Annotated in this window: 12 protein-coding genes; 2 read left to right on the top strand and 10 right to left on the bottom strand. The window is 42.2% G+C overall.

The features are described from left to right. Window positions 1–162 precede the first annotated feature (162 nt). The 4 genes from gcvP to AC27I2_RS01575 all read right to left on the bottom strand — a co-directional run bounded on the left by gcvP (window position 163) and on the right by AC27I2_RS01575 (window position 5,579). Entirely contained in the window at window positions 163–3,054 is a 2,892-nt protein-coding gene (gcvP, locus tag AC27I2_RS01590; protein WP_487203334.1) for an aminomethyl-transferring glycine dehydrogenase, read from the bottom strand. A 156-nt stretch (window positions 3,055–3,210) separates the two neighbouring features. Then, entirely contained in the window at window positions 3,211–3,600 is a 390-nt protein-coding gene (gcvH, locus tag AC27I2_RS01585) for a glycine cleavage system protein GcvH (RefSeq protein ID WP_058403188.1), read from the bottom strand. A 204-nt stretch (window positions 3,601–3,804) separates the two neighbouring features. Further along, on the bottom strand, window positions 3,805–4,887 hold the full coding sequence (gene gcvT, locus AC27I2_RS01580; protein WP_487203333.1) for a glycine cleavage system aminomethyltransferase GcvT: 1,083 nt from the start codon (window positions 4,885–4,887) through the stop codon (window positions 3,805–3,807). 92 nt (window positions 4,888–4,979) lie between these two features. After that, on the bottom strand, window positions 4,980–5,579 hold the full coding sequence (locus AC27I2_RS01575; protein ID WP_487203332.1) for a hypothetical protein: 600 nt from the start codon (window positions 5,577–5,579) through the stop codon (window positions 4,980–4,982). Between the two features lie 126 nt (window positions 5,580–5,705). On the opposite strand from AC27I2_RS01575, the gene AC27I2_RS01570 reads away from it, so the two are divergent. Then, complete coding sequence (locus AC27I2_RS01570) at window positions 5,706–6,551, top strand: LysR family transcriptional regulator (RefSeq protein ID WP_487203331.1); 846 nt, start codon at window positions 5,706–5,708, stop codon at window positions 6,549–6,551. A gap of 198 nt (window positions 6,552–6,749) precedes the next feature. After that, entirely contained in the window at window positions 6,750–8,906 is a 2,157-nt protein-coding gene (locus tag AC27I2_RS01565) for a TonB-dependent receptor family protein (RefSeq protein ID WP_487203330.1), read from the top strand. Between the two features lie 132 nt (window positions 8,907–9,038). Here AC27I2_RS01565 and rlmB read toward each other — a convergent pair whose 3' ends face one another. The 6 genes from rlmB to AC27I2_RS01535 form a co-directional block, all read right to left on the bottom strand. Next, the gene (gene rlmB, locus AC27I2_RS01560; RefSeq protein ID WP_006794097.1) at window positions 9,039–9,782 is read right to left on the bottom strand and encodes a 23S rRNA (guanosine(2251)-2'-O)-methyltransferase RlmB; all 744 of its coding nucleotides are present in this window, start codon (window positions 9,780–9,782) and stop codon (window positions 9,039–9,041) included. A gap of 5 nt (window positions 9,783–9,787) precedes the next feature. After that, entirely contained in the window at window positions 9,788–12,229 is a 2,442-nt protein-coding gene (gene rnr, locus AC27I2_RS01555) for a ribonuclease R (protein WP_487203329.1), read from the bottom strand. A 200-nt stretch (window positions 12,230–12,429) separates the two neighbouring features. Next, complete coding sequence (locus AC27I2_RS01550; protein WP_058403194.1) at window positions 12,430–13,167, bottom strand: enoyl-CoA hydratase/isomerase family protein; 738 nt, start codon at window positions 13,165–13,167, stop codon at window positions 12,430–12,432. A 135-nt stretch (window positions 13,168–13,302) separates the two neighbouring features. Continuing rightward, entirely contained in the window at window positions 13,303–13,917 is a 615-nt protein-coding gene (locus tag AC27I2_RS01545; RefSeq protein WP_487203328.1) for a response regulator transcription factor, read from the bottom strand. Then, entirely contained in the window at window positions 13,914–15,017 is a 1,104-nt protein-coding gene (locus tag AC27I2_RS01540; RefSeq protein WP_487203327.1) for a sensor histidine kinase, read from the bottom strand. The genes AC27I2_RS01545 and AC27I2_RS01540 overlap by 4 nt, the downstream gene beginning before the upstream one ends. Then, a complete protein-coding gene (locus AC27I2_RS01535; RefSeq protein ID WP_201020850.1) occupies window positions 15,014–15,184 on the bottom strand; it encodes a hypothetical protein in 171 nt (56 codons plus the stop codon). The genes AC27I2_RS01540 and AC27I2_RS01535 overlap by 4 nt, the downstream gene beginning before the upstream one ends. Window positions 15,185–15,293 lie beyond the last annotated feature (109 nt).

Raw genomic sequence — 15,293 nt, 5'->3', positions numbered from 1 at the left:
ACCTTTTGGGCTGCGCCCAACACGCCAGCAAGCTGTCCGTCTACAATGTTTAAACACACAAAAAAGCCGTTGCATTGCTGCAACGGCTTTTATAATTTTGATAAATTTTCAAACTATAATGGAGCTTACTACCCATTAAAGTTCAAAAATTAATCTCAACTCTTAGTCGCGGTAAGTCTCTACCGCTGGGCATGAACATACTAAGTTACGGTCGCCGTATACATCATCTATACGTGTAACCGTTGGCCAGAACTTGTCTTTAGCTACCGAAGGCACTGGGAATGCTGCGTAAAAACGGTCGTACGCGCGGTCCCATTCGTTACCTAACACGTCAGCTTGTGTATGCGGTGCAAACACTAGTGGGTTGTTTTCGATTGACCATTCGCCAGAGATTACTTTGTCGATTTCGCCTTTGATTGACACCATTGCTTCGATAAAGCGGTCTATTTCGCCTTTTGACTCAGACTCAGTTGGCTCTATCATCAATGTGCCCGCTACTGGGAACGACATAGTAGGTGAATGGAAACCGTAATCTTGTAGGCGCTTAGCGACGTCCATTTCAGTAATGCCTGACGCTTCTTTTAATGGGCGTAAATCAACAATACATTCGTGAGCAACGCGGTTGTTGCGTCCACGATATAAAATTGGGAAGTGCTGGCTTAGCTCATGCGTTAAGTAGTTAGCGTTCACAATGGCCATTTCGGTGGCTTGTTTTAAGCCTTCTGAGCCCATCATGGTAATGTAAGCCCATGAAATAGGTAAAATAGCCGCTGAGCCGTAAGGCGCTGCTGATACGGCACCGTTGTTAATGTTGGTACCTGGTACGTTTATTACGCTGTGGTTTGGCATAAATGGCGCAAGGTGCGATTTAACACCAATTGGGCCTACACCTGGGCCGCCGCCACCGTGCGGAATACAAAACGTTTTGTGTAAGTTTAAGTGCGATACGTCTGAACCAATAAAGCCCGGGCTTGTTACGCCTACTTGTGCGTTCATGTTTGCGCCGTCCATGTAAACTTGGCCGCCGTGCTCATGAATAATGTCACATAGTTCACGAATTGTTTCTTCGTAAACACCGTGGGTAGATGGGTACGTGATCATGGCACACGACAAGTTTTCCGACACTTCTTCAGCTTTCGCTTTTAAATCGGCCATGTCGATGTTGCCGTTTTTGTCACAGTTAACCACCACAATTTTCATGCTGGCCATTTGCGCTGATGCAGGGTTAGTACCATGCGCAGAACTTGGGATTAAACATACGTTACGGTGCGCATCGCCGCGTGACTCGTGGTATTTGCGAATGGCAATTAAGCCTGCGTATTCACCTTGTGCGCCCGAGTTTGGCTGTAGTGAAACCGCATCGTAACCGGTAATGTTAACTAGCCAGTCGTGCAGCTCGTTAATCATTATTTGGTAACCCTCTGCTTGATCTAGCGGGCAGAATGGGTGAAGGTTTGCAAATTCAGGCCATGTAATTGGGATCATCTCAGCGGTCGCGTTTAGTTTCATGGTACATGAACCTAACGAGATCATTGAGTGGTTAAGCGCTAAATCTTTGTTTTCAAGGCGCTTAATGTAGCGAAGCATGTCTGTTTCGCTGTGGTAGCTGTTAAAGTTTGGATGCGTTAATACTTCGTCATCACGCACTAAACTTGCTGGAATAGAGTCGCTACCGTTTGCTTCAATATCGGCTGCAATGGCATCTACGCTTAGGCCATGGCCTTCACCTAGTACAATATCAAATAGCTCAGCTACATCGGCACGTGTTGTGGTTTCTGAAACCGAAATTGAGTACTCGCCGTCGTGGTTTGTAGCAAAGTTAACGCCGTGTGCAATGGCACGTGCTATTACATCGTTTTTGTTGTCGCTTACTACTGTTAACGTATCAAACCACGTGCTGTGCTTAAGTGCTACACCTTTAGCTTTTAAGCCAGTTGCTAAAATATCAGCAAAGCGGTGAATGCGCTGCGCGATAGTTTTTAAGCCTTGCGGGCCGTGGTACACCGCGTAAAACGCGGCCATGTTGGCAAGCAGTACCTGCGCTGTACAAATGTTTGAGTTAGCTTTGTCGCGGCGAATGTGTTGTTCGCGCGTTTGCATAGCCATACGCAGTGCGTCGTTTCCTAAACGGTCTTTAGATACACCAATAATACGCCCTGGTAATGAACGTTTGTATGCGTCACGTGTTGCAAAAAATGCAGCATGTGGGCCGCCGTAACCCATAGGTACGCCAAAACGCTGCGCTGAACCTAGTACTACGTCGGCACCTAATTTACCCGGTGCTTTTAATAGTAATAAGCTCATAATGTCGGCAGCAACACAGGCAATGGCCTTTTTGCTTTGTACGCCGGCAATTAGGTCGGTTACATCTACTATTTCGCCCGATGTAGATGGGTATTGGAATAATGCACCAAAAATGTCGTGGTTAACGGCGTCGGCCGCTTTACCAATAATGATTTCAAAACCAAACTGCTCTGCACGCGTGCTTACTACGTCAATAGTTTGTGTGTGTACGTCGTCGGCAATAAAAAAGGCATTGGCTTTTTTAGCTTTTGATACACGTTTTGCTAGGCCCATTGCCTCGGCAGCAGCGGTTGATTCGTCAAGTAACGACGCGCTTGCTAAATCAAGGCCTGTTAAATCTAGGGTCATAGTTTGGAAATTTAGTAACGATTCTAAACGCCCTTGTGCAATCTCTGGCTGGTACGGCGTGTACGCTGTATACCAACCCGGATTTTCTAGTACGTTACGTAAAATCACGTGCGGTACATGTGTTGGGTGGTAGCCTTGGCCAATGTACGATTTGAAAACTTTATTTTTGCTTGCTACTGACTTTAAGTAGCTTAGTGTTTCAACTTCAGTACGGCTTTCGCCAATGCTTAGCGGTTGCTCTAGGCGAATGTTAGCCGGTACAGTTTGATCGATCAGCTCTTGTACACTCGATACTTCTAAAGCACTTAGCATATCGCTTACTTGTGCTGGGCTAGGCCCAATATGGCGGCGAATAAAATCTTGCTTTTGCTCTAACTGCTCAAGAGATTTGGCGTTTGACATGTGTCTAGATTCCTATGATCCTAAATACTAATGGGTAACTAGTATTAATTAAAATATATGATGATTTAACGTCAAAATGGTATGGAAAGTTGGCGATAAAATCATAAAAGCCCCATCAAACATAAAACGGGGCTTTTAAGTATCAATAAAGAGTGATTACTCTTCGTCGATAGTGTGCGAGTAACCTTCAGCGTCTAATAGGTTGTCTAGTTCAGACTCATCAGATGCTTTAACACGGAATAACCAACCATCACCGTACGCGTCGTTGTTTACTGTTTCAGGTGCGTCTTCTAGCTCTTCGTTAATGGCAACAATTTCGCCGCTAATTGGTGCGTAGATGTCTGATGCCGCTTTAACCGACTCTGCTACTGCGCAATCTTCGCCTGCGTCTACTTCGTCGCCCACTTCTGGCAATTCAACAAATACCATGTCACCAAGTAGTTCTTGTGCGTGCTCTGTAATACCTACAGTAAAGGTACCGTCACCTTCGTTGCGAACCCACTCGTGTGAAGAAGCGTATTTTAATTCAGTAGGGATATTGCTCATTTTTATATTCCTTTGGTTATGATACCAATCAACTTAAATATTTAACCACTCTAGCGGTCTAAATAAAGCGCTAACATCGTTATTAATTTCTCAGGTAGAACAACTACATATCAAAATTAATGCCTTGTTATCACTCTATTTATCCGTCGCTGTAAGTGGTTAATAACTCAACATGATTGGTATTATTGGGTGATAACACCAAATTTAAATTATTGATTTACCGTTACGTACAAAGCTAGGCTTCACTACTTTAACGTTAACTAATTTTTTGCGCATTTCTACTTGAGCTGTGTCGCCTGTTGAACGTGGTACACGCGCAAGGGCTACACTAAAACCAAGTGTAGGTGAGAAAGTACCTGAGGTAATAACCCCTTCCCCACCGTCAACAATTACTTTTGAACCGCTACGCAAAACGCCTTTTTCTTCAAGTACTAAACCAACAAGTTTGTCGGTGCTTTTTTCGGCGCGTTGTTTAACCAGTACGTCACGGCCAATAAAGTCACGATCTTCAGGTTCCCATGCAATTGTCCATGCCATGTTAGCAGCAAGTGGCGATACGCTTTCGTCCATATCTAGGCCGTAAAGGTTCATACCTGCTTCTAAACGTAGCGTGTCACGTGCACCTAAACCAGCTGGCGCTACACCTGCATCTAGCAGTTGTTGCCATAAATCGGCTGCTTGGTCGTTTGGTACTACAATTTCGTAACCGTCTTCGCCAGTATAACCCGTTGTAGCAATAAATAAATCACCCACTTGAACACCAAAAAACGGCTTCATACCTTCAACTGCTGCTTGCTGCTCTGCATTTAAAAGCGTGCCTGTTTTTTCGCGTGCGTTAGGGCCTTGTACTGCAATCATTGCAAACTCTGGGCGCTCAGTCACTGAAACGGCAAAATCGCTCGATACATTAGCTAAATGCGCTAAGTCTTTTTCGCGCGTAGCCGAGTTAACCACTAGGCGGTAAAACGTTTCGCTGAAAAAGTAAATTATAAGGTCGTCGATTACGCCGCCTTGCGCGTTAAGCATGCCCGTGTAAAGTGCTTTGCCCGGTACGGTTAATTTAGCCACGTCGTTTGCTACAAGCTTACGTAAAAATGCTTTAGCTTGGTCGCCTTCAATATCAACAATGGTCATATGTGATACGTCAAACATACCTGCATCGTTACGCACTGCATTATGTTCTTCTATTTGTGAGCCGTAGTTGATTGGCATTTCCCAGCCATGAAAATCAACCATTTTTGCGCCCGCTTCTAGGTGCTTAGCATGTAGTACAGTTTTAGAAGTCATAACATTCCTTCACGTTTTAAATTAACCCTTAATGGGCGTGGCTTAAATTAAAAACAGGCAAACATAGCTATGTTTACCTGTTGATTGTTTTGTTATGCGGCCTGATTTTGCATGACAGCAAAACCCTGCGTTTGCATATAGCTTTGCCATTTTTGTAGCTCTGGCGCTTTAGCTATGAGCACAAAATGCTGCTCATCTTTGTTATCAATTGCGGTAATAAATACCTCACCGCTTTGCGCACCGTAGCATAATTGCGCGTCAGATAATCGTAAACCGGGTGTTAACTTAAAGGCATCAACTAACGTATCAAAGGCGTTTTCGCCGCTTAAGGTAAAGCTGGTTAAGTCGGTACGAATAACGTAGTCAATATCAAAACGAAGCTGTTGTTCGTTTATAAGTGACTGTAATTGAAGGCTTGCGCTGTAAGGTAATACAAATCGAAAGGCAGTTTCGCTGAAATAATACACGGCGTAGCTAAAGTCAGAATTGAAATCGCCGTCTAGCGAGCCTTTTAAGCCTAAACCGCTGGCCGTTAATTTTGTTAAATCGTGGCCTAAAATACTGCTTAAAAATACAGAAGCTTCGCTGCCGCTAAAATCCATTACAACTGTGCTGTTATTTGCTTGCAAAGCGTTAATAACCGCGCTGTTGGCGTTGCTGTGGCGGGCAAACATTATTGGGTTAAAAGTCATAACAAACACCTGTGTATTTTTAATCTTAAAATTATATTGCGCGGGGTCTGTAACAACAAATTGTAATTATTTATCAATTGATAAATAATACTTATATATGTGGCCACATAAATTGTAATTTTAAATATGAAAAATATATCAACCGACAGTTTACGTACCTTTGTAATGATTGTAGATGTAGGCGGGTTTGCCAAAGCAGGTGACTTTTTAGGGCTTTCGCAACCTGCGGTAAGCTTACAAATAAAGCGCTTAGAAGATGTATTGGGTTATAAACTATTTAAAAAGCAAGGTCAGCGCCAAGTACTTAACCAGTACGGCGAACTATTATTGCCCATGGCAAAACAGATGATGCAATACAACGACGCCATTTTGCAGCAATTTACCTCAGAGAGCATTGCCGGAAAAGTGCGCTTAGGCATACCGAGCGAATTTGCAGCGCGTATACTCCCTTCTATTATTGGCGACTTTGTGGCGCTTTACCCAGAGGTATCACTTGAAGTTAAATCGCGTTTAAGTAAGCATTTGCTATCGGCTTCTAGGCAAGACCAATTTGATCTAGTTCTTGCGCTAAACGAGCAACTTACCTCAAGTAAATTTCCAATTTTTATGAAAGACCAACTGGTATGGGTGGGCGACTTAAACCAAGCACAAAACCAAGTAGTTACCTTGGTAACCGCGCCAGAGGGATGCATTTATCGCCGCCGCGCCACCGATGCGCTTAAAAGTGCCGGCATAAAATACCGTATTGTATATAGTAACGCCGACTTAACTGGGCTTATTGCGGCTTTAAAAGAAGGGCTTGGCATTACAGTACTTGCAAAAAGTACCGTACCCAGTGAGCTTAATTACCAAGTACAAACTAAATACCTACCTGCACTGGGCGACATTGGTATTAGCTTGGTTAAAAGTTCAGGTGAGTCTGAAAATGCGGTTGATAAGCTTGCTGAGTTTATTGCCTTGCGTTTAGGCTAATAAAACACACACTCAACTTTATGCTTAGCTTCACGATTACAAAACAATACAAAAGATATAAAAAAGTTAACCACGTTGCATAACCCTGTGTTTTTAGTTCTAAAAAAATGAATAGTTTTATACTAAATAATATTGATTCGCATTCGTTAACGTGTTCAAATTACGCCAATTCAGAAAATCAATGTGATTAGGACAAAAATGAACACTAAGTTTTTAGTATCTACTCTTGCAACTGCGGTTGCTTTGTCTTTTACAGCCACTGCAATGGCTAAAGACACCAGCGATAAAGAACAGCGCTTTGAACAAATTACAGTTATTGGCTCACAGCAAGCTATAAACGACATTCCTGGTTCGGCTACTTTTATCTCTGACGAAGAACTTCAAAAATTTGAGTTTACCGATATTTCGCGTGTTTTAGCGTCTGTTCCGGGTGTTTACGTTCAAGAAGAAGATGGCTACGGCCTTCGCCCTAATATTGGTATGCGCGGTACTGGTACCGGCCGTAACGATAAAATTTCTGTGATGGAAGATGGTGTATTAGTCGCACCTGCGCCTTATTCCGCACCTTCTGCTTATTATTTCCCTACTATGGGTCGTATGGAAACAATAGAAGTATTAAAAGGCGCGGCCTCTGTTAAGTACGGTCCTCGTACTACAGGTGGTGTTTTAAACTTACTTTCTCGTAGCTTACCAACCGAGCCAAATAGCTCTAAAGGTATGGTAGATGCAGCCCTTGGTAGCGATGGCTACTACAAAGGCCACGCATACTTTGGTAAAGAAAAAAACAACACGTCTGGCTTGGTTGAAGTATTTACTTACGGCGCCGATGGCTTTAAAGAGCTTCCTGTTGGCAACGACAATACGGGCTTTGAAAAAACAGATTTACTATTAAAATTTGGCCATACGTTTGGTCAAAACGATGCGCATAACATTGAGCTAAAAGTAAAATACTCTGACGAAACATCAGACGAAACTTATATGGGCTTAACTGACGAAGATTACAAAGCAAACCCTAATCGCCGTTACGCTGCATCACAAAACGATGAAATGAATACTCGCCACAATGCTTACCAACTAAACTACGCGTATCGTTTTGGTGAAGGCTACGAATTACTTGCAACCGCTTACCTAAACGATTTTCATCGTAACTGGTATAAAGCAAGCAGTGTAGGCACAAGCACACTTGAACAATACAGCGATTTTGAAGCAAACCCAACAAGCGAAGGTATTGAAGGTATTGGTGTTAAAGCTAACAACCGTGATTACCAAGCAAAAGGCATTCAGTCTGAATTACATATTCCTGCAGGCGATCACTACGTTACTGTTGGTGTGCGTTACCACGAAGACGAAATGGATCGTTTCCAATGGCAAGACACTTACACGCTTAATCAAGACCTAAGCATGACGCTAACATCGCAAGGTATTCCTGGCTCAGATAGCAACCGTGTAGACAGCGCTAAAGCAAGCACGTTATTTGTTCAAGACGAATGGACATTAGACGCGTTAGTTATTAATGCGGGCCTTCGTTACGAAGACATTACCATTAAACGTGAAGAATGGTCTAAATCAGATCCAACGCGTAGCAATGGCTTAACTAAAGATATTTCGAACGATACTGAAATTTTAGTGCCATCGTTAGGTGCCACTTACACACTTAACGACAACGTAACGTTACTTGCTGGTATTCAAAAAGGTTATGCTCCAGCGGCACCGGGTAATGCTGACCAAGAAGAAGAAGAAAGTGTAAACCTTGAGTTTGGTTCTCGCTTTAATATGGATGGCTTTAACGGTGAAGTGATTGCGTTTTTCTCTGATTACGACAATATGCACGGTAACTGTACTGCGGCAGTAGGTTGTAGCGACGAGAACATTGGCGACCAATACAACTACGGTGAAGTAGAAGTGTCGGGTTTTGAATTTAGTGCGGGTCGTACATTTGCAACAGACGCAGCACAATTCCCAGTTAAATTAACGTACACATACACTGACTCTGAGTTTAAAAACACGTTTAATTCAGAAATTTGGGGCTCAGTAGAAATAGGCGACGCAATGCCTTACGTACCAGAAAACCAAGTTGCTTTATCGCTAGGCGCTGAGTTTGCATCGTTTGTTGTTAACAGCCAAATACGTTACGTGTCTGATTCACATGCCGACCTATCTGACTCAGGCTTAAATGCAATTGACAGTCGTGTAGTGTGGGATTTAGCAGCTAAATACTTAATCGACGACAACCAAAAAGTATACTTAACGGTTGATAACCTGTTTGATAAAACGTACATCGCTAACCGTGCTAATGGCGGTATTCAGCCAGGTAAGCCTCGTAGTATTCAAATGGGCTACACATATAGCTTTTAAGTAATTGCTGAGTAAAACGGCTCGTTAGCTGAACCGTTTTACTTACGATATGCTAAGCAAATAATAGATACAAAAAAGCCGAGATTATTTAATCTCGGCTTTTTTAATGCTTAAGCTTTAAGCTAGGGCAATTTAATTGTTTGCGTTACGTTGGCGTAATACTTCAAATAAACAAATACCGGTTGCAACCGATACATTTAAGCTAGACACCGAACCTGCCATTGGAATTTTAACCAATACATCGCAATGCTCACGCGTTAAACGGCGCATCCCCTCGCCTTCTGCGCCCATAACAATGGCCATTGGGCCTGTTAAGCTTGCATCAAATACGTGTGTGTCGGTTTCGCCAGCGGTACCAACTACCCATACACCCGCATCTTTAATTTCACGAAGTGTACGTGCAAGGTTAGTAACCTGAATAAGAGGGACTGTTTCTGCTGCGCCACACGCTACTTTACGCGCTGTGCCGTTAAGCTTTGCCGACTTATCTTTAGGAACAATAATCGCGTGAACACCTGCCGCATCTGCACTACGTAGGCATGCACCTAAGTTATGCGGATCGGTTATGCCATCAAGTACCAATAAAAATGGGGTTTCTTCACGGGCAATGATCACATCTAGATCTTTTTCGTTGTACGTTGGCGCCGCTTTTACGTTAGCAATAATACCTTGATGCTGTTCGTCTTTCGACTTGTTATCAAGCGCTTTACGCTGCATAAATTGTACTGAAATACCAAATTTACGTGCTTCATCAATAATCGGTGTTAAGCGTTTATCATCACGGCCTTTAAGGGCGTAAATTTCTAAAAATCGCTCAGGCTCTTTTGCTAAAATTGCTTCAACAGAGTGAAAGCCAAAAATTAATTCATTACTCACGTATTTTATGCTCCTGGGCTTGTACGTTTACGGGCATTTTTGCCTGGTCTTTTAGGCTTTTTAGCCGATTTCTTTTTCGGTTTTTTCTTTGTGGTGCCGTCGGTAGCTTTAACCGCCGACTTACCAGCAGCTTTGCCTTTACTAGCTGGCTTTTTTTTACCTTTGGGCTTGTCGTCTGACTTTTTGCCCGGTACTTTGCCTGCTTTTAACTGTGAGCGTACACTCTCTGGCGCTTTACCTTTTGGTCCACGACGGCGTGAATATCTATCTTGTGCTACATCGCCTTTGAGCACTAAGTTTATACGGCGATCGTCTAAACTAACTGAGGCAACTTGCACTGTCACTTTATCGCCAAGGCGGTAAACTTTATGTGTGTGCTCACCTATTAAGGTATGTTTTGCAGCGTCGTGCTGGAAGTATTCATCACCTAAATTAGTAACATGAATAAGCCCGTCAATTTGTAAATCGTCTAGGCGTATAAACAAACCAAAATTAGTTACCGATGAAATAACCCCGTTAAACTCATCGCCAACGTGGTCTTGCATAAACTCACATTTAAGCCAATCGGCTACTTCGCGAGTTGCATCGTCTGCACGGCGTTCGGTGGTTGAACACTGCTCGCCTAATTGATCTACTTCGTCGTCGGTATAAGCATACGCGCCTGATGTTTGTTGACCTTGTGCTTTTAGTACCGCTTTAATTGCACGATGCACAACTAAATCTGGGTAACGACGAATTGGCGATGTAAAGTGCGCATAAGCCGAAAGCGCTAAACCAAAGTGGCCTATGTTATCTGGCTGGTAAACGGCTTGTTTCATTGAACGCAACAGCATAGTTTGAATAAGCTCGGCTTCTGGGCGCTCACCTAATTTAGCTAATACTTGGGTTATTTCTTTTGGGGTTGGTTCATCACTTAACGTGCTTTGAATACCAAGCTCAGTTAAAAACTGAGTAAAGTTGCCTAGTTTTTCGCTGTCGGGCTCGTCATGCACACGGTAAAGTGCGCTGGCTTCGTGCTTTTCGAGTAACTTAGCCGCTGACACGTTGGCTAAAATCATACATTCTTCAATAAGTTTGTGCGCGTCGTTACGAATAACAGGCACAATAGACTCTATTTTACGCTGCGCATTAAATACAAAGCGTGTTTCGAGTGTTTCAAACTCAATAGCACCGCGCTCTTGGCGTGCTGATTTAAGCGCCATGTACATTTGCTGTAAGTCAGTTAAATGTGGCACTACGGCGGCGTATTCGTCGCGAAGCTTTTCGTCGTTTTGTAAAATGGCGTTGACTTTGGTGTACGTTAAACGCGCGTGCGAATTCATCACAGCTTCGTAAAATTTATAACCCGACAACTTACCTGCCGCTGATACGGTCATTTCAGCAACCATACATAAACGGTCTACTTTTGGATTGAGTGAACACAACCCGTTAGACAGTACTTTTGGCAGCATCGGAATAACTTGCTCAGGAAAATAAACTGAGTTACCACGTGCTATGGCTTCTTTATTTAATGGCGTGTTCATACCTACGTAATGCGATACATCAGCAATGGCAACCCATAAACGCCAACCGCCTGACTTTTTAGGCTCACAGTACACTGCATCATCGAAGTCGCGTGCGTCTTCGCCATCTATGGTTACAAGCGGTAAGTTACGTAAATCTACGCGGCCTTGTTTGTCTGCATCTTCGACAAATTCGCCTAAGTGAGCCACTTGTGCGTCCACTTCTTCTGGCCAAACATGCGGAATATCGTGATTACGAAGGGCAACTTCAATTTCCATACCAGGCGCCAAATGTTCACCCAGTACGTCAACAACTTTACCTACCGCGTTCATATTGCGGCTAGGGTTTTGAGTAATTTTAACCTGCACCATTTGGTTGTGGCGGGCACCGTTTTCGTTGCCAGGTAAAATCATGATGTCTTGCGTAATACGCGGGTCTTCAGCGACTACAACTGCAACACCATGTTCAACAAAGTAACGCCCTACAATAGGTGCGCGCTCGTTGGTAAGCACTTTAATAATGCGGGCATCGCATTTTGAGCCAGAGCCACGTTTTGTGCCTTTAGCTAGTACAATGTCGCCATGTAACACCATGTTCATTTGATGTTTGGCAATAAACCAATCTTTGTTCTCGCCTTCAACTTCTAAAAAGCCAAAACCGTCTCTGTGGCCTATTACTTTGCCTTTGGTTAAACCGGCTTCGTCAATAAGTGCATAACATTTAAATTTATTAAAATATAACTGACCATCGCGCTCCATGGCACGAAGGCGACGTTTAAATGCAATTTGACGCTCTTCGTCATTCACGGCTAGTTCTTCGCATAACTGTGCGTAGTTAGCAGGTTTTGAACGCTCTTGAAGATGAGTAAGTATAAACTCACGGCTAGGGACGGGGTTTTCGTACTTTTCTTGTTCTCGACTGAGATTTGGATCTTGGTTTGACATTCACTATCTTGTTAGTTGGTTATAGAAGTATTTTAACCCATATACGTAAAATGAGACAGGTAAAAGCACTTAATCTTTAAACAAAGCGCATTTATCGGTTATTTAGTTTTAGAAAACTTAGCGTACCGGGCCTTAATGCGTGCTTAATTATGCAGCTTAATTATGTCATTGTGATTAAGCTGCATCCGTTAACTCAGTTATTACTTAGTTTTATGCAAATTTTTGTACAACATTTTACTCACGTTATTGATAAAGGCAGGGTCTTCTTCTTTTATAGTGTGTAAAATGTGTTTATTCATTTGCGATTTGTTTTGAGCGTAAATCCAACGGTTTTTATTAAACTGCGCTGCAAACTCATAAACGCCGGCTTGTAGTTCGTCGTTATCGTTAAATACCGCTTCTATTATGTTATTTTCAAACAGTTGTTGCGCGCCCACGCGTTCGCCCGTCATTGCTAGCCTATTAAAAAAGGTTTGCGGTATCGCTTTATTAATAATAGGAAACATAGACGGTACAAAAGGGACCAATACATCAACCTCTGGAAAGCAAAAAAAGCCTTTGTCTGACTTCATAAATCTAAAGTCGCAGGCACAAGCCAGTACAGCACCATTACCATACGTATGTCCGTTAAGGGCTGCAATAACAGGCATAGGAAACGTAACAATACGTTGTAGTAACTGTGTTATTTGCAACATAAAGTCAGAAATAGCCGCTGGTAAAATGCTTGGATTTGCCATCCACTCAAGGTCGATACCCAACGACCAGCTTTTGTCGCTTGCCGAAGTGAGCACAACCGAATGAATGCTTTTATCAGCCTCAATATGATCAAGGTGTAAATTAAATTCAGCCAAAAACGCTGGATTGTGTCGATTTTCTGCGGTGTTCATCGTTAATATTGCGACACTGTTTTTTACTGTTAAATCTATTAAGTTTGCCATTTAACCCTCTTTTAGCGCATTTTAAGCTTGTTTTAAGCGCATTTTAAGCTTGTTTTAAGCGCTGTTCGTTTCTTTATTGTTATGGCTAATATAGTAAGGGTTTGTGTTAAATTTATAAACCTTAATCACATGTGTTTATAACCACCCTTTTTGTTTAGCTATACGTGCTGCGTCGATTCGGTTTGTTGCATTAAGTTTGGCAATGGCATCTGACAAATAGTTACGCGTTGTGCCTTCACTTATAAATAACTGTGTGGCTATTTCGCTCGTTTTAAGGCCATCGCTTGCAAGCTTTAATGCTTTTCGTTCTTTGTCGGTAAGTGGGTCGGCGTCGTCTAGGGCGTTAATGGCAAGCTCTGGGTCAATTACCTTTTGACCTTGCATTACCTTTTTAAGCGCGTTGATTAGCTCGTCACTCGGAGCTTCTTTTAATATGAACCCTTTAACACCGGCACTTAACGAGCGCCTAATATATCCAGCGCGTGAAAACGTGGTCATGATCACCATTTTTATAGCCGGAAATTGCGTTGCTATTTTTTCGCTAAGCTCAATACCATTCATAGTAGGCATTTCTATATCGGTTAAAATAATATCTGGCATCGCATCTTCATCAAGCGCATTAATAGCATTTAGGGCCTCTTGCCCGTTGCTTGCTTGGCCAATTACATCAATATTAAAATCTAGGCTAAGTAATGCACTAACAGCGTCACGCACTAGCGCTTGATCTTCCACTAAATATACTTTGATCATTGTAAATCCTCAGATGAAATTGGCAGCGCTACGTTTAATGTAAAGCGTTCGCCACAGGTAAACGTTGCACTGCCTCCTATTTGCTCTGCCCGCTCTTTGATCCCATTTAAACCATTGCCTGCTTTAAGTGTGATGCAATGAGCATTATCTATCACTTCAATGAGTAGTTGCTGGGGTGTTTGTTTAATTGTTATTACACAGTTTTTAGTTGCACTATGGCGTAATAAGTTAGTAACTGACTCTTTAATTATTAAACTAGCAATGCCCTCTACCTTGGCAGGTAGCACAGATAACTCAACGTTAAACGTGACATTAAAGTCCTGCTCTAATAACCGTTGTTTTAACTGTGCAACTTGGCTTACTAGATTGAGCTCTTTTAAGTCGCTTACGGCATTGCGCACATCACTTAATAGCTGCCTTGCAAGGTCGGCTACTTGGGCTATTTCGTTATTAGCTTGCTCGTAGCGCTCCCCTTGGTTTAGCTTATTAGCCAGCTCGGCCTTTAATGCAATAGATGAAAGTGAGTGGCCTAAAATATCGTGTAGGTCACGCGCTATACGTTCTCGCTCAGCAATAGCAGCTAATTGCTCTAATTGGTTTGCGCTTTCTTGCTCACGCTTTTTATGGTCGCGTTCTCTTTTTGCTGCAATTCCGTAACTAAATAAGGCGGCACATAATATTAATGCGACAGCCAAAAAGTACTGAAGCTTTCCCATATCGCTTAAATACGAACTTGCAAAAAGCGCGACTATAATGGCTAATGCAGCATAAAACCGCTGCTTTTGGGTATAACTATACCCTGCCACATAGGCAACAAAACCATACAAAGTAGGTGTGCCAGAGGTAAAAAATGTAGCGCTAAAACAAATGGCCAGCAAAGCTAAAAATAAGGGGGTAATTTTTGTGTTATCGCAGTTAATTGCTTTTATGTACAAAATAATAAAAGCAATATAAAAAGCTAAACATAGACTCATTTGGCTTTTTGTAAATTGGTCAAAATTAATAATTAATGGCAATAAATAAAAGCCTGTAAAAATTAAATGGCCATATTTCCAAAACGTTTTATCCGTTTGTTGAGAAAAGCTACTTAGCGAACTCATGCTAATACCTCAGGTGTATTATTTTTATTTAAAGCACTATTTTTATTAATAAATATAGATACCACAAAAATGCTTATCAGCATAAAATAATCAATGTAAGTGATAGTAAAATTGAGCGAATCAAAAAATTCGCTGATATCAAGACTCATTAAAACTAAACTATTCATAGCGCTCTCCTATTAAGTAGAGTAACTATGCCAGTACGTAAAAATAATAAGAGTGTGAAGTGTCATTAACTTTGCTGACATTTGTCATATTTCAAAAAATTCATCTTGT

It is taken from the genome of Pseudoalteromonas sp. NH0006-46 (assembly GCF_057547735.1).
The sequence above is the reverse complement of the archived record's forward strand: the minus strand, read 5'-3'. Positions and strand labels throughout refer to the sequence as shown.

Excerpts from the sequence above, each read along its gene's own strand:
- AC27I2_RS01550 (WP_058403194.1), bottom strand. The coding sequence starts at position 13,167 with ATGGCAAACTTAATAGATTTAACAGTAAAAAACAGTGTCGCAATATTA.
- AC27I2_RS01535 (WP_201020850.1), bottom strand. The coding sequence starts at position 15,184 with ATGAATAGTTTAGTTTTAATGAGTCTTGATATCAGCGAATTTTTTGAT.
- AC27I2_RS01545 (WP_487203328.1), bottom strand. The coding sequence starts at position 13,917 with ATGATCAAAGTATATTTAGTGGAAGATCAAGCGCTAGTGCGTGACGCT.
- gcvH (WP_058403188.1), bottom strand. The coding sequence starts at position 3,600 with ATGAGCAATATCCCTACTGAATTAAAATACGCTTCTTCACACGAGTGG.
- gcvT (WP_487203333.1), bottom strand. The coding sequence starts at position 4,887 with ATGACTTCTAAAACTGTACTACATGCTAAGCACCTAGAAGCGGGCGCA.
- AC27I2_RS01565 (WP_487203330.1), top strand. The coding sequence starts at position 6,750 with ATGAACACTAAGTTTTTAGTATCTACTCTTGCAACTGCGGTTGCTTTG.
- rnr (WP_487203329.1), bottom strand. The coding sequence starts at position 12,229 with ATGTCAAACCAAGATCCAAATCTCAGTCGAGAACAAGAAAAGTACGAA.
- AC27I2_RS01575 (WP_487203332.1), bottom strand. The coding sequence starts at position 5,579 with ATGACTTTTAACCCAATAATGTTTGCCCGCCACAGCAACGCCAACAGC.
- AC27I2_RS01540 (WP_487203327.1), bottom strand. The coding sequence starts at position 15,017 with ATGAGTTCGCTAAGTAGCTTTTCTCAACAAACGGATAAAACGTTTTGG.
- AC27I2_RS01570 (WP_487203331.1), top strand. The coding sequence starts at position 5,706 with ATGAAAAATATATCAACCGACAGTTTACGTACCTTTGTAATGATTGTA.
- gcvP (WP_487203334.1), bottom strand. The coding sequence starts at position 3,054 with ATGTCAAACGCCAAATCTCTTGAGCAGTTAGAGCAAAAGCAAGATTTT.